10 protein-coding genes and 1 pseudogene are annotated in these 14,866 nt (G+C 41.3%); 4 read left to right on the top strand and 7 right to left on the bottom strand.

Annotated elements, in window-relative coordinates; translation table 11 throughout:
• Positions 1-86: 86 nt before the first annotated feature.
• Positions 87-671, top strand: a complete 585-nt coding sequence (gene fatR / locus MY9_RS13430; protein ID WP_014664776.1) for a transcriptional regulator FatR — start codon at positions 87-89, stop codon at positions 669-671.
• 15 nt (positions 672-686) lie between these two features.
• A complete protein-coding gene (gene cypB, locus MY9_RS13425) occupies positions 687-3,851 on the top strand; it encodes a bifunctional cytochrome P450/NADPH--P450 reductase CypB (RefSeq protein WP_014664775.1) in 3,165 nt (1,054 codons plus the stop codon).
• Between the two features lie 240 nt (positions 3,852-4,091).
• On the opposite strand, the gene MY9_RS13420 is transcribed toward cypB, so the two are convergent.
• The 5 genes from MY9_RS13420 to MY9_RS13400 form a co-directional block, all read right to left on the bottom strand.
• The gene (locus tag MY9_RS13420; RefSeq protein WP_014664774.1) at positions 4,092-4,388 is read right to left on the bottom strand and encodes a YrhK family protein; all 297 of its coding nucleotides are present in this window, start codon (positions 4,386-4,388) and stop codon (positions 4,092-4,094) included.
• 133 nt (positions 4,389-4,521) lie between these two features.
• Positions 4,522-6,426, bottom strand: coding sequence for a peptidoglycan O-acetyltransferase OatA (gene oatA, locus MY9_RS13415; RefSeq protein ID WP_014664773.1), 1,905 nt, complete (start codon positions 6,424-6,426; stop codon positions 4,522-4,524).
• A 113-nt stretch (positions 6,427-6,539) separates the two neighbouring features.
• Positions 6,540-7,397 carry an anti-sigma-V factor RsiV gene (gene rsiV, locus MY9_RS13410; protein ID WP_014664772.1) on the bottom strand — a complete coding sequence of 286 codons (858 nt, stop codon included), beginning with the start codon at positions 7,395-7,397 and terminating at the stop codon, positions 6,540-6,542.
• On the bottom strand, positions 7,397-7,897 hold the full coding sequence (gene sigV, locus MY9_RS13405; RefSeq protein WP_014664771.1) for an RNA polymerase sigma factor SigV: 501 nt from the start codon (positions 7,895-7,897) through the stop codon (positions 7,397-7,399). Before sigV ends, rsiV begins: the two co-directional genes overlap by 1 nt.
• 194 nt (positions 7,898-8,091) lie before the next feature.
• Positions 8,092-8,919, bottom strand: a complete 828-nt coding sequence (locus MY9_RS13400; RefSeq protein ID WP_014664770.1) for a TrmB family transcriptional regulator — start codon at positions 8,917-8,919, stop codon at positions 8,092-8,094.
• A gap of 153 nt (positions 8,920-9,072) precedes the next feature.
• Between MY9_RS13400 and MY9_RS13395 the strand changes: the two genes are divergently transcribed.
• Entirely contained in the window at positions 9,073-9,705 is a 633-nt protein-coding gene (locus tag MY9_RS13395; RefSeq protein ID WP_014664769.1) for a LysE family transporter, read from the top strand.
• Positions 9,706-9,786: 81 nt separating this feature from the next.
• Here the strand turns inward: MY9_RS13395 and MY9_RS13390 are convergent, their stop codons facing one another.
• Complete coding sequence (locus tag MY9_RS13390) at positions 9,787-11,175, bottom strand: amino acid permease (protein ID WP_014664768.1); 1,389 nt, start codon at positions 11,173-11,175, stop codon at positions 9,787-9,789.
• A 38-nt stretch (positions 11,176-11,213) separates the two neighbouring features.
• Positions 11,214-11,282 (bottom strand): annotated as a pseudogene (locus MY9_RS21950) (hypothetical protein); the annotation flags it as partial.
• Positions 11,283-11,906: 624 nt separating this feature from the next.
• On the opposite strand from MY9_RS21950, the gene levR reads away from it, so the two are divergent.
• Complete coding sequence (gene levR / locus MY9_RS13385; RefSeq protein WP_014664767.1) at positions 11,907-14,714, top strand: transcriptional regulator LevR; 2,808 nt, start codon at positions 11,907-11,909, stop codon at positions 14,712-14,714.
• The last annotated feature ends 152 nt before the right edge of the window (positions 14,715-14,866 follow it).

Raw genomic sequence — 14,866 nt, 5'->3', positions numbered from 1 at the left:
AAGAGGTGATATCAGATAGGGCAGATATTATTTATGAACAAAAGGAATGAATATTCATTCCGCAAACGAATCGGAGGTTGCATTACATGTTATCCGAATCCAGCAGTAAATACGACATGATTATGAAAGCGTCGGTCTCGCTTTTTACAGAAAGGGGTTTTGACGCTACCACTATTCCTATGATAGCTGAACGTGCTCATGTGGGGACAGGGACGATCTATCGTTATTTTGACAGCAAAGAAACACTCGTCAACGTACTGTTTCAAGAAAGCATTCAGCGATTTACAGAAAAGCTGAAGGGAGACATTTCGGAACTGCCTGTCAGAGAAGGCTTCCATCACGTATTTAGCTGTCTCGTTCAGTTTACGAAAGAGAGCGACTATGCGCTTTTTTTTCTTGAAACCAAAAAAGACGCTCATTACTTAAATCATACAAGCAAAAAAATGATAGAAAATCTGACTCAAATGCTTGATGACTATTTTAATAAGGGAAAAGCGGAAGGCGTGATTCGCAGCCTGCCCTCTAATGTGTTAATTGCGATTGTATTAGGGGCGTTTCTCAAGTTATATCAGCTCGTCCAAACAGGTGATATAGAGATGGACACTGGTTTAATTACTGAATTGGAACAGTGCTGCTGGGATGCCATTAAGCTTCAATCATCACAAAAATAGGAAAGGGAGATGTCAATGAAACAGGCAAGCGCAATACCTCAGCCCAAAACATACGGACCTTTAAAAAATCTTCCGCATCTGGAAAAAGAACAGCTTTCTCAATCTTTATGGCGGTTAGCTGATGAATTGGGGCCGATTTTCCGTTTTGATTTTCCGGGAGTATCCAGTGTTTTTGTCTCAGGCCACAATCTTGTGACTGAAGTGTGTGATGAAAGCCGCTTTGACAAGAACCTTGGCAAAGGTTTGCTAAAGGTGCGCGAGTTCGGCGGAGATGGCTTATTTACAAGCTGGACGCACGAACCGAACTGGCAAAAAGCCCACCGCATTTTGCTGCCGAGTTTTAGCCAAAAAGCGATGAAAGGCTATCATTCTATGATGCTGGATATCGCAACCCAGCTTATACAAAAATGGAGCCGCCTTAACCCCAATGAAGAAATTGACGTAGCGGACGATATGACGCGTCTGACGCTTGATACGATTGGGTTATGCGGGTTTAACTATCGGTTCAACAGCTTTTACCGTGATTCGCAGCATCCGTTTATCACCAGCATGCTCCGTGCCTTAAAAGAGGCGATGAATCAATCAAAAAGACTGGGCCTGCAAGATAAAATGATGGTGAAAACGAAACTGCAGTTCCAAAAAGATATAGAAGTCATGAACTCCCTTGTCGATAGAATGATAGCGGAGCGAAAGGCGAATCCGGATGAAAACATTAAGGATCTCTTGTCTCTCATGCTTTATGCCAAAGATCCAGTAACGGGTGAAACGCTGGATGACGAAAACATAAGGTATCAAATCATCACATTTTTAATAGCTGGACATGAGACAACAAGCGGTTTGCTTTCCTTTGCGATTTATTGTCTGCTTACACATCCGGAAAAACTGAAAAAAGCTCAGGAGGAAGCGGATCGCGTGCTAACGGATGACACGCCTGAATATAAACAAATCCAGCAGCTCAAATACATTCGGATGGTGTTAAACGAAACCCTGAGACTGTATCCAACAGCTCCGGCTTTTTCTCTATATGCGAAGGAGGACACTGTTCTAGGCGGGGAATATCCGATCAGCAAAGGGCAGCCTGTCACCATTTTAATTCCGAAGCTGCATCGGGACCAAAACGCTTGGGGAGCGGATGCGGAAGATTTCCGTCCGGAACGGTTTGAAGATCCTTCAAGTATCCCTCATCATGCGTATAAGCCGTTTGGAAACGGGCAGCGCGCTTGTATCGGCATGCAGTTTGCTCTTCAAGAAGCGACAATGGTTCTTGGTCTTGTATTAAAGCATTTTGATATGCTCAACCATACTGGCTATAAACTAAAAATCAAAGAAGCATTAACAATCAAGCCGGATGATTTTAAAATTACTGTGAAACCGCGGAAAACAGCGGCAATCAATGTACAGCGAAGAGAACAGGCAGACATCAAAACAGAAACTAAGCCAAAAGAAACCCAACCTAAACACGGCACACCTTTACTCGTTCTTTACGGTTCAAACCTTGGGACAGCTGAGGGAATAGCCGGTGAACTGGCCGCTCAAGGCCGCCAGATGGGCTTTACAGCTGAAACGGCTCCGCTTGATGATTACATCGGCAAGCTTCCTGAAGAAGGGGCAGTCGTCATTGTTACGGCTTCTTATAATGGGGCGCCGCCTGATAATGCTGCCGGCTTTGTAGAGTGGCTGAAAGAGCTTGAGGAAGGCCGATTGAAAGGCGTTTCCTATGCGGTTTTCGGCTGCGGAAACCGGAGCTGGGCCAGCACGTATCAGCGGATTCCCCGCCTGATTGATGACATGATGAAAGCAAAGGGGGCAACGCGTTTAACAGCGATTGGGGAAGGTGATGCGGCCGATGATTTTGAAAGCCATCGCGAGTCTTGGGAAAACCGCTTCTGGAAGGAAACGCTGGACGCATTTGATATTAACGAAATCGCCCAGAAAGAAGACAGGCCTTCATTGTCGATTACTTTTCTCAGTGAAGCGACGGAAACGCCGGTTGCCAAAGCATATGGCGCGTTTGAAGGGATTGTATTAGAGAATCGAGAGCTCCAGTCAGCTGACAGTACGCGTTCGACCCGCCATATTGAATTGGAAATTCCGGAGGGGAAAACATATAAAGAAGGCGATCATATCGGAATCCTTCCGAAGAACAGCAGAGAGCTTGTTCAGCGGGTTCTCAGCCGATTCGGTTTGCAGTCCAATCATGTAATACAAATAAGCGGAAGTGCTCATATGGCTCACCTGCCGATGGACCGGCCGATTAAAGTAGCGGATTTACTGTCGTCCTATGTAGAGCTGCAGGAACCGGCTTCAAGGCTTCAGCTTCGCGAGCTGGCTTCTTATACAGTCTGCCCGCCGCATCAAAAAGAGCTGGAACAGCTCGTTTCAGATGATGGCACTTACAAAGAGCAGGTGCTTGCAAAACGTCTTACCATGCTTGATCTTTTAGAAGATTATCCTGCCTGCGAAATGCCGTTTGAACGGTTTTTAGCACTTTTGCCATCACTAAAACCGAGATACTATTCCATTTCAAGTTCACCGAAAGCCCATGCAAATATCGTGAGCATGACGGTAGGAGTTGTGAAAGCCTCAGCCTGGAGCGGCCGAGGTGAATACCGGGGTGTCGCCTCTACTTATTTAGCAGAATTGAATACAGGTGATGCAGCAGCCTGCTTCATTCGTACGCCGCAGTCCGGATTCCAGATGCCGGATGACCCTGACACGCCTATGATTATGGTTGGTCCGGGTACAGGAATTGCGCCATTCAGGGGCTTTATTCAGGCAAGATCTGTTTTGAATAAGGAAGGAAGCACGCTTGGTGAAGCACTTTTATACTTCGGCTGCCGGCGCCCGGATCATGACGATCTTTACAGAGAAGAGCTGGATCAAGCGGAACAGGAAGGTTTGGTCACAATCCGCCGATGCTACTCACGCGTCGAAAACGAATCAAAAGGATATGTCCAGCACTTGCTCAAGCAAGATTCACAGAAATTGATGACACTCATTGAAAAAGGAGCCCATATTTACGTATGCGGTGATGGATCGCAAATGGCTCCTGACGTAGAGAAAACTTTGCGATGGGCATATGAAATTGAAAAAGGGGCAAGTCAGGAAGAATCCGCCGATTGGCTGCAAAAGCTGCAAGACCAAAAACGTTATGTAAAAGACGTTTGGACAGGAAATTAATAAAAAATAAAATCCCGCCAATCTGATTGGCGGGATTGCTTTGCATGTGAGAAAACCGGCACGATAATGAAATCTACTGAAAAGGATGTTATAGGGAGTATCGCGCCGGCCTTATTATTCATATCGTCATATAGAGACAAAAGTTTAGTTCTTTTTACCTTATTTTTAAAAATAAATAGTCTAAAAGTCTTGTTTTTGATTTTCGACTCAGGCTTTTGGCATTTTGTTCTTTCTTATTCCTTAAGATCGGTCATCTGTTGAAGATTGATGCTTGAATTGCCGTTCCACATGTTTACGGTAATGAAGGTCATGAATCAGCCGAATGGTCGGCCTGATTAACAGCAGCAAGCTTCCGACCGCAAACAGCCATATCCCTGCAGACTTTAAACGGTCATAGAAAAAGAAAAAGCTTCCAACGAGAAACAAAGCACCGATGATAAAATCGTTTACTGTATAAAGAATCTTATATCGTTTTTTGAAAAAAAGCTCATATCGTTTCAGCTCTTTTTGGATGTCATATTCTTCATTTCCTTTCATTATCATCCCTCCATTCAATTTTGGCTTACCCTTACGTAAACGGCATGTAAACATAAGGGCTGCCTTGCTGAAAGGAGACATAATCAACGATCAGAAACTAAAGTAAAAAAGTGATTCGTATAGGATCTCTTTTTTACGATTTCATCGCCTGAACAATAAGAGCAGTCAAAGCTTTTGCCCCTTTAGGAACCAAGTGAACACCATCAGGGGTAAAATATTCCGGATGCTGAAGGGCTTCTGTATGCCAGTCAACTAACGTAACATTTTGATGTGCGCTTGCCTGGTGCTGTAAAGATTCATTAACCTTGCTTTCCCATTGGCGGGGAACACGTGTATTGACAAGATAGATATGGGCTTTTGAGAAAGATTGAAGCAGTTGTTCGATTTGGCTGTTTGTAAAGTAGCCATTGGTTCCAAGCTCAATGATGACAGTCTTGTTGGGCTGATTAAAAGACTTGTATTCCTTTGCGAGTTCCAAAGCTTGAGACATTTGTCTTCCCACCTTTCCATCAATCGTCACATTTGAAAGTGACTGATGCAGGTGTGAAGAAATATCAAGCATGACGGAATCGCCTATAGCTAACACTTCTTTCGCAGTGTCTGCGAGTTCTTTCGACTGTTGAGATTGCGTGTCTTTCTTTTTATGAGTCTCTTGCCCATTATTTTTATTTTCCTTTTGTCCTTGCTTGGAGCCTGGTGTTTTTTGTTCAGGATTGTGTTTTTTATCTGCTGCAGCATCCTTTTCATCCCCAGAAGCTTGGCTGGTGTCAGCATTTGTTTCTTGTGAGCTATAGGTCCATTTGGTAGGGTGCTTTTGCTCTCCGGCTAGCCCAGACAGCCCTCCTGCAAAAATAAGTATAGCGAAAATGACGAAACCAATTGACATTTTGCTAATAACAGATGTCGTTTTCCATTCCTTGATTCTATGTATCAAAATACCGCTGAAAAATGTTCTAAATCCCTGTGTCCGTATCGGCTTCTCAATAAAATGATAGGAAAGCTCGGCAAGTATACATGTCACAATAATCTTCAGCACGATATGCCAAAACACAGGGTTTCCGATTTCTTGAACTGGTGTGCTCAACACAATAACAGGGTAGTGCCAAAGATAAATACCGTAAGACCTTGTTCCAAGCCACCGAAGCAGCCTCCATGAAAGGAGCTTGCCTAAAAAGCTGCTCGGATGGCAAACACATGCGATAAGGATTGCGGCAGTGATGCTAATGAATAGCATTCCGCCTCTGTAAAGAAAAGGTTCGTATTCATCTGTGAAATAGACACATAACACTAAAATACAAAATGCCGAAAATTCAGTCGCGTGCAAAGTGTGCTTCAGTTTGCTTGGCAGCCTGTTGGAAGACAGCCTTTTCATCGGCCATACCAAAGCCAAGGCGCATCCGATGAGAAGGTCAAACGAACGAGTGTCTGTGCCATAGTAGACGCGGCTCGGATCTCCGCCAGGTTCATACAGTATGCTCATCATCATGGCTGAACAAAGCGCAAGCAACGATATTACCGCAGCCAATCTGGCACGGCTTTTCAATATGTACATTCCAAAAACGAAAAACATTGGCCATATGATATAAAATTGTTCTTCAATCGCCAGCGACCAAAGGTTTTTTAGAGGTGATGGGGAACCGAAACTATCAAAATATGATAGCTTGTGAAAAATAAACCACCAATTGCTCATATAAAAGAGAGAAGAGATCGCATCCCCGCGTACGGTGTGCAATAGTTCCCGGTCAAACAATACGACCCAAACAACAGTGGAAAAGATCATAAGGTAAGCCGCTGGCAAAAGCCGCCGAATGCGGCGCACCCAAAAGTCCCGAAAATCAAGATTAATATCATTTCCATATGCCGGCAATAGAATGGAGGTAATCAAATATCCGGATAAAACAAAAAAGATATCAACTCCGATAAAGCCTCCGTTAGCCCAATTGAAATTTAGGTGATAAGCGATAACGGACAGGACGGCAAAAGCCCGAAGGCCATCAAGTCCAGGGATGTATCGATGATGCTGTGTCTTGTGATACATGGGTATTCCTCCAATAGTATGCAAATATTCTCGTTTGTTTTTGATAGCGAGGTTACGACCTCAAATAGAAAAGAGAGAAAACATCCATAATCTAAAATGGATGTTTTTTTATTTTATCGAATATAACGTTCTCCCACGAGCAAGTTTGAAATGACGCTGGTTGGAATTTTAAACTCGGTAACGCCCATATAGCCGGGGGCGACTTCATATTCGTCAAATGAGATCATAAGTTTATGGTCCTCAGTAATGTAAAACGTTTGATCAGGAAGAATCGTTTTGAACGGTTCAGCATCTTCATCAGTGAGCCAATATATTTTATTAGGATCTTCCTTCATTTGCTGTTTCATTTGCTCTTTGATGTTTTGACTGATGACTTTGATATAGCGCTCATCTTTGAATAAGCTTTTTAATGTAAGTAAAATATCATTCTTTTTGTCAATCGTAATATAACGGCTTTGTGTGTAGGAAGATGCTTGTGTTGTTTCAATATTGCGCCGGATCGAGAGCAAATCTGGCGTGTCTGTGACCGTCTCGTAATCACTGTAGATGCTGAGATGCCCTTTTTTGTTTTTGGATGTGGATTGTATAAACTCTTTATACAGCTGCTGGCTTTCTTTCAAGTATTTCTCGTTAATGCTGTTTTCAAGCTCTTTATTAGAAAGTCCGGACAAAGCAGGTGTTTTGACATCAATGCTTGATTGGTCTTTTTCCTCTTTGATTTCAATAAAGGTGATCGCTTTGACGATTTTGCCGATGACAGGGATCTTAGACATAGCGTGAGCGGCGTCAGGGTTGATATTCACAAGCGCAGTGAATAAAATAGCTGCAGCGATTGCTGCTGATGTCGGCCACATGACGATTCTTTTCTTTTTTGGTTCTTGCTGAAGGGCTTTTTCAACAATGACATCCAATTCTTTAGGAATCGGAACATTTTTATATTCTTCTTTTAATTGCTGTAATCTCTTATCCATTAAGAAAGATCCTCCTTCGTCAACTGAATGCGCATCAGCTTCAATGCTCTGTATAGGCGCGTTTTGACGGTATTCGTGTTTTCTCCTGTAATTTCCGCAATTTCTTCTAATTTGAGGTCTTCAAAAAAACGTAAAATAATAATGGTTTTATAGCGGTAAGGCAATTCGTCAAGCGCTTCATGGAGATCAGTATCCTTGTAATGGTCTTCTTTTCCCTTGCTTAAAAATTCTATCGTTTCGTCGTCCATCACTCTTATCTTTTTTTGTTTGCGCAAAAAATCAATAGCTGTCCGCACCAAAATTTTATAAAACCAGCTTTTTATCGTCTCGGGGTTTCTGATCGTTTCAACTGAGCTCAGCGCTTTTTTTATCGATTCTTGAACAATATCTAATGCGTCATCTTGATTTTTCACATAACTGAAAGCCAACCGGTAGAAATCTTGCTTATGATCAGTTATGCATGTGACAAGCAACGCTTTTGTTGTTTGTTTTTTCTTCATTGCAATAAAGGGCTCCTTTTTGAATATACGTATATCTTAGGCTGTTACCTAGGATAGACGCGGCAGGCTGAAAAATAGTTTGCGCAGAATCACATTTTTTTAAAGAAGTAAATCAGCATGGGGAAGTTTTTATGCATAAAAAAACAAGGCTTATTTCGTACAAGCCTTGTTTTTGGGGTAAACGATGCCAAACGCTATTCCAAGTAATGTTTTTTGAAATCTGAGTGGATAGAAAATTTACGGCGCAATTGGATGAGGTTTTTCCCAAAGCTTTCTTCCAAAAGCTCTCTATGCTTTTTCAGAATTTCCATAAGATACAGATCATGAATGATCACTTCAGTAATAGGCATGACTAAACCTACATGCATCGTCCATGCGGCACGGCTGTCGTTGCCAAGCGAGACAATGCCCGCAACTACTTCTGAATCATCTCCGCTATAGACAAGCCACCGTCCGTCATACTCTTCTGTAATTTCACTGCTCATATCATGCAGGTAAATATTAGCGAAATCAGATACGATGTCTCCGTAAGCAATAATGGTGACAATAACGCCTTGATCTGCCGCCTGTTTGAGCTCTGATTCTATCTCTTCAAAATCCTCTTTCCATATTTCTAAGAGGATTCTTTTTTTGGCGGATAAGATACAGGCCTTCACTTTTTCAAGAATTTCACTGCGGCCGGTGATATTCCAGATGTTTTCCCGGTCATTTGCGGTCTGCTCGAACTTTTCAAAATATTTTTCAGCCTGATCAAAATGTTCTTCCGCTTTGAGCCGGCGGTTTTTAATCAGTTCTTTCGCGGGGACAGGAACATACTGAGGCGTATTTCCATGACTGACAAAAACATCTCCTCTGATCACAAGACTTTCCAGGACTTCATAAATTTTAGAACGGGGCACTCCGGATTTTTTGGCAACGGCGTAGCCTGTTAAAGGTGATTCTTGCAATAACGCCAAATAAGCTTTCGACTCATATTCTGTAAAATTGAGGTTTTTCAAAATGTCTAACATATTTTCCTTCATATATCCTCCAATATAAAGAGCAATTACTGCCTTTGTAATCGCTATTTTAACAAACCATATTGATTTATTCCAAACGCATTGATACAATTTTTATAAGTAGTTACTTTTGTAGTCACTATATGATTAAGGGGATTTTTAAAGGGGGAGAGAACAATGCACAGCTTACTCGCATACATACCGATCGCTGCCATGATGGTTATCATGCCGGGTGCAGATACGATGCTTGTGATGAAAAATACGCTTCGATATGGCCCGAAAGCCGGACGTTATAACATTCTCGGATTGGCAACTGGACTATCCTTTTGGACGGTGATTGCCATTTTAGGATTATCGGTGGTGATTGCAAAGTCAGTGATCCTTTTCACAACGATCAAATATTTGGGAGCGGCGTACTTAATTTATTTAGGCGTAAAAAGTTTTTTTGCAAAAAGTATGTTTTCGTTAGATGACATGCAGTCCCGAACAAAAAATATGGCAAGTTCTCCGAAACGTTATTATAAAACTTCCTTTATGCAGGGATCACTCAGTAACATTCTCAATCCTAAAACTGTTTTGGTGTATGTTACAATCATGCCCCAATTTATCAATTTAAACGGAAATATCAACCAGCAGCTCATCATTTTAGCTTCAATCCTAACCTTATTAGCGGTGTTGTGGTTTCTGTTTCTTGTTTATATTATTGATTACGCGAAAAAATGGATGAAAAACTCGAGGTTCCAGAAAGTGTTTCAAAAAATAACCGGAATGATATTAGTAGGTTTCGGCATCAAAACTGGTTTGAGTTAACACTTAAATGAAGTGAATGAAATTTAAAACTTAGTGTTTGGCCATAAAAAAGACAAGGGAGTGAGTATCCCTTGTCTTTTTTTATTTCATCTGATGTCCTCTGCGGGTCTGCACCTTATACAAAATAATCAATAAAACAAACCAGACCGGGGTGACAAACAAAGCAACACGTGTATCATTCGCCAGTGCCAATATGACAAGAATGAATGCAAGAAATGCAAGTGTTAAATAGTTGGATAATGGATAAAAAGGCATTTTAAATTTGTTTGCCTTCGCTTCATGCTGCCTTGTTTTTCGATATTTCAAATGGCAAATCACCGTGATGCCCCAAATAAAAATGAAGCATATTGTAGAAACACTTGTAATCAGTGTAAAGACTTGCTCAGGCATTAAATAATTCAGACTAACGCCAATCAGAATGGCGATGGTTGAAAAGAACAGCGCATTGCTTGGAACGTTAGAAGAAGTCAATTTCTTTAATAGTCCAGGTGCGTGATGATCCTTTGCAAGTGAATAGACCATTCGGCTTGTGCTGAATAAAGCGCTATTGGCAGCTGATGCGGCTGATGTTAATACAACAAAATTGATCAAACTGGCGGCCACAACGATGCCCACAGCAGAGAAGACCTGAACAAATGGGCTTTCGTTTGGATTCAACACATTCCAAGGATAGATACACATAATCACGAAAAGTGCGCCTACATAAAAAAGTAAAATCCGGACAGGGATTTGATTGATGGCTTTAGGGATCACTTTTTGGGGATTTTCTGTTTCACCAGCTGTCAGTCCAACAAGTTCAATACCCACGAAAGCGAAGACGACCATTTGGAACGATAGGATAAACCCATGCCATCCATTTGGGAACATGCCGCCATGGCTCCAAAGGTTGGTAAGGCTGGCAGGGCCGGAAGCTGCGGAAAAACCTTTCACAATCAGGAAAATACCAGTTACGATCAGAGCCAGTATGGCAATGACTTTGATCAATGCAAACCAAAATTCTAATTCTCCGAAAAGTTTAACGGTGGCAAGATTCATGATCAGCAGGATAATAAGCGCAAGAAGGCCGGGCAGCCATTGAGGCACATTGGGCAGCCAATATTGCGTATAAATGCCGACCGCCGTTAAATCAGCCATCGCGAGGGAAATCCAGCAGAACCAGTAGGTCCACCCAGTAATAAATGCTGCCATGTTTCCTAAATAGTCCCTTACAAAATCCACAAAAGAGTGATATCCCGCATTTGATAAGAGCAGTTCTCCGAGCGAACGCATAATGAAAAAGCAAAATACGCCGGTGATCAAGTAAGCAAATAAAATGGATGGCCCTGCAAAGTGGATGGATTTACCTGACCCTAAAAATAAACCTGTACCGATTGCACCTCCAATCGCCATTAATTGTATATGCCTGTTTTTAAGGCCTCTAGACAATTTCTGTTGCTGGCCAAAATTGTCTTTGCTAGAATTGCCTATCAATTTTATTTTCCTCCAATAATAAAAAGATGAGTAAAGTTTTAACGGATATTATAACATTTAAAAGAGGAGATGCTTTTATTTTTAAATTTTAAAACTATTTTGAGTTTATGAATAAAACTTGCAGTTCTATTGAATAACAGAATAAACAGGAACGTCATTTGGACGATCTGATAGGCTATTTTTTAATAGGCATCGATTTGAACCATTGTATGCCCGCTATAATGGTGGCCTGCAGGGGATATCGGAGATTTTTCTATCCTAGGTGAATGGCTGTAAGACATCATCATTGCTGATAAGTTTACCGAATCATTAACTTTCCAGATGTATTGTAAAAATGAAGAATTTTTGCATATCGTGCTACTGTGGCGAACACATAGAGTGACCGCCCTTTTTAATTGTGAATAAATCTCCCGGGGGTATTTAGGAAATTTGTCCTGAGCTATAAGGTTCATTTTTTGTCATTGATGATTTTGACATCATTACATTCCTCAAGAATGATAAACTGTTTACTGATTATTACTTTTGAAGGGGACTTGCCCTCAAGAACTGCGAATCTATCATACTAAGATGAGATTCAAATGGTTCAAAATGTAAACATATACGCATAAAAATCAGCTTTGTCAATCTGCTATAGAGACCTTTTTGAACGAAGCAGATCATCTCAAGGCGGACTGTAAAATTCGGAATATTCTTGTTAAAGGCTTATCTAATAAGGACAAAGGATGATAGATGTGAAAAGAATAGATAAAATATACCATCAGCTCATGCATAATTTTCATGATTCAACCTTAGATCATCTTTTAAAAATACAAGGGAATTCAGCAAAGGAAATTGCTGAGCAGTTGAAAATGGAGCGGTCCAATGTCAGCTTTGAGCTGAACAATCTTGTCCGGACCAAAAAGGTCATCAAAATTAAAACGTTTCCTGTGCGCTACATCCCAGTCGAGATAGCAGAAAAGGTATTCAGCAAGAAATGGGATACAGGGATGATGGAAGTGAAAGACCTTAAGGTGTTTTCTGGGGATATAAAACAGAATCATCAACACATTTCCACGAATCCTCTAGAGCTTATGATTGGGGCAAAAGGGAGTTTGAAAAAAGCGATCTCCCAGGCAAAAGCAGCTGTCTTTTATCCGCCTAACGGTCTGCATATGCTCCTCCTAGGGCCGACTGGTTCCGGTAAATCCCTTTTTGCGAACCGAATTTACCAGTTTGCCATTTACTCTGACATTTTGAAGGCCGGCGCACCATTTATTACATTTAACTGTGCAGATTACTACAACAACCCTCAATTATTGCTTTCTCAATTATTCGGACACAAAAAAGGTTCATTTACAGGTGCCGCCGAGGATAAGGCAGGTTTAGTCGAACAGGCCAATGGGGGCATTCTGTTTATGGATGAAATCCACCGTCTCCCTCCTGAGGGACAGGAGATGCTGTTTTATTTTATTGACAGCGGTTCTTATAACAGGCTTGGAGAATCTGAACATAAACGAACATCGAACGTATTGTTTATTTGTGCGACTACAGAAAATCCGAGTTCTGCCCTATTGAAAACATTTTTGCGAAGAATCCCAATGACCATTCATATTCCTTCGCTTGAAGAACGATCGCTTAAAGAAAGAGTGGATCTGACAACGTTTTTATTAGGGAAAGAAGCAGAGCGGATTAAGAAGAATCTCAGTGTGCACATCGATGTCTATAATGCGCTTATTCATTCCGCGAAATTTGGGAATGTCGGACAGCTGAAATCAAATGTCCAGTTAGTTTGCGCACACGGTTTTTTGCATAACCTTGACAGAAATGAGGTTATTGAACTGACGGTTCGGGATCTGCCTGATGAAATCAAGCAAGAATGGATGTCCAGCAGCAAAAACATGCAAAGAAGCAAAGCCATTTCAGAATACGTCAATATTACAACGATTATCTCTCCGATTGTAGAAGATGAAACAACAAAAATTGACGAAGACCTCTCCTTTAACTTATATCATTTGATCGAGGAAAAAGTAAAAACGCTTATGAAAGAAGGTTTATCCAAAAAGGATATTAACCAATACATCTTGACTGATGTCCATTTGCATGTCAGAAGTTTTTTTCATCATCAAGCCTTTCAAAAGGACAGCCTGCTGACATTCGTTGAAGATGACGTGATTCAAATGACAAAACAGTTAAAAGAAATAGCTGAACATGAGCTGGATTGCACATTTGACCGTAAATTTATTTATTTCTTGAGTATGCATATTGACGCATTTTTAAAGCGCGGAAAGCAAATTGATGTCTTAAATACACAGGAGACGGATGAAATTCGTGATACGCACGTGAAAGAATATCGGGTGGCGATGATTTTTAAAGATAAAATGCAGGAATATTTTAAAGTGGCTATTCCTGAAATAGAAGTCATCTACTTAACGATGTTAATTCATTCGATCAAATCGTTAAAAGAGAACAAAAGAGTCGGTATTATCGTTGCTGCTCATGGAAACAGCACGGCGAGTTCAATGGTTGAAGTTGCGACAGAACTGTTAGGGAGCACGCCGATTGCAGCAGTTGATATGCCGCTTTCTGTTTCACCTTCGGACATTCTTGAATGCGTAGCAGAAAAAATGAAACAGGTTGATGAAGGCGAAGGTGTGTTAATGCTGGTAGATATGGGCTCGCTTGCGATGCTGGAAAGCAGGCTGGAGGAAAAGACAGGCATTGCCATCAAAACGATCAGCAATGTTACAACCTCAATGGTGCTGGATGCTGTCAGAAAGGTCAACTATTTGAATTTGAATTTGCATGCGATCTATCAATCGGTTACGAAGGATTTTATCGAGTTATGGGAGCGCCAGCCAGCGGCAGCCGGCAAAAAGAAGGCTTTGGTATCCATCTGCACGACAGGCAGCGGAACGGCCAAAAAGCTGGAAGACATTTTAACCACGATCGTAAACAAGGCCTCCGATACCCCGATTCACATATTGACCGTATCATCGATTAAACTGGCCAACAGCATAAAAGAAATCGAAAAAGAGTATGAAATCCTTGCCACAGTCGGAACGAAAGACCCTAAAATGAATGCTCCGCATGTATCCTTAGAAGTGTTAATTGAAGGGGAGGGAGAGAAGCTGATTCAACAGGCGATTACAAAAGGAAGCATTCCCTTGAGCAATGGATTAAATGAAGCAAATATTATTGTCAGGGAGCTTTGCGAGGATAGCTTGAAAAAGTATCTTGTCTTCTTAAATCCCCATCATGTAACCGAAATGTTAGTAGAGTGGCTGCAAACCGTTCAAGATGAGCTGGGTGTCATTTTCAATAATGCCGTTTTGATCAAAGTCATTATGCATACAGCTTTCGCCTTTGAAAGGGTAATTAAGCAGAATCCGATCGCTTTCTCGGAGGAAGAAGAAATTAATGATCAGCTGAAGGAAATGGTGAACGTCACAGAGCGGACACTAGCCCCTTATGAAGAAAAGCTCGGACTTCGCATAAGTGATGATGAAAAATTATTTATAGCCGCCATATTTGCTGAAGAAGTGCATGGCCATCTGTTTTAAAACCAGTTTTTTCATATGAACCTGTATTAAATGGAACACCATTTTAATACAGGTTTATTTTTTTCGTTTTAAGTGTTTCAACAACAAACTGCGATTGGCTGAAATATCAATGAAAACGCTTAACACAAATGTGTTGGCACGATCCTTGCATT

It is taken from the genome of Bacillus sp. JS (genome assembly GCF_000259365.1).
GTDB lineage: Bacteria > Bacillota > Bacilli > Bacillales > Bacillaceae > Bacillus > Bacillus stercoris.
Note: the sequence above shows the minus strand (reverse complement) of the source record. Positions and strands in the feature narration are given on the sequence as shown.

What these genes read in the sequence shown, in the direction of transcription:
- fatR (WP_014664776.1), top strand. Translation starts at nt 87, where the DNA reads ATGTTATCCGAATCCAGCAGTAAATACGACATGATTATGAAAGCGTCG.
- cypB (WP_014664775.1), top strand. Translation starts at nt 687, where the DNA reads ATGAAACAGGCAAGCGCAATACCTCAGCCCAAAACATACGGACCTTTA.
- MY9_RS13420 (WP_014664774.1), bottom strand. Translation starts at nt 4,388, where the DNA reads ATGAAAGGAAATGAAGAATATGACATCCAAAAAGAGCTGAAACGATAT.
- oatA (WP_014664773.1), bottom strand. Translation starts at nt 6,426, where the DNA reads ATGTATCACAAGACACAGCATCATCGATACATCCCTGGACTTGATGGC.
- rsiV (WP_014664772.1), bottom strand. Translation starts at nt 7,397, where the DNA reads ATGGATAAGAGATTACAGCAATTAAAAGAAGAATATAAAAATGTTCCG.
- sigV (WP_014664771.1), bottom strand. Translation starts at nt 7,897, where the DNA reads ATGAAGAAAAAACAAACAACAAAAGCGTTGCTTGTCACATGCATAACT.
- MY9_RS13400 (WP_014664770.1), bottom strand. Translation starts at nt 8,919, where the DNA reads ATGAAGGAAAATATGTTAGACATTTTGAAAAACCTCAATTTTACAGAA.
- MY9_RS13395 (WP_014664769.1), top strand. Translation starts at nt 9,073, where the DNA reads ATGCACAGCTTACTCGCATACATACCGATCGCTGCCATGATGGTTATC.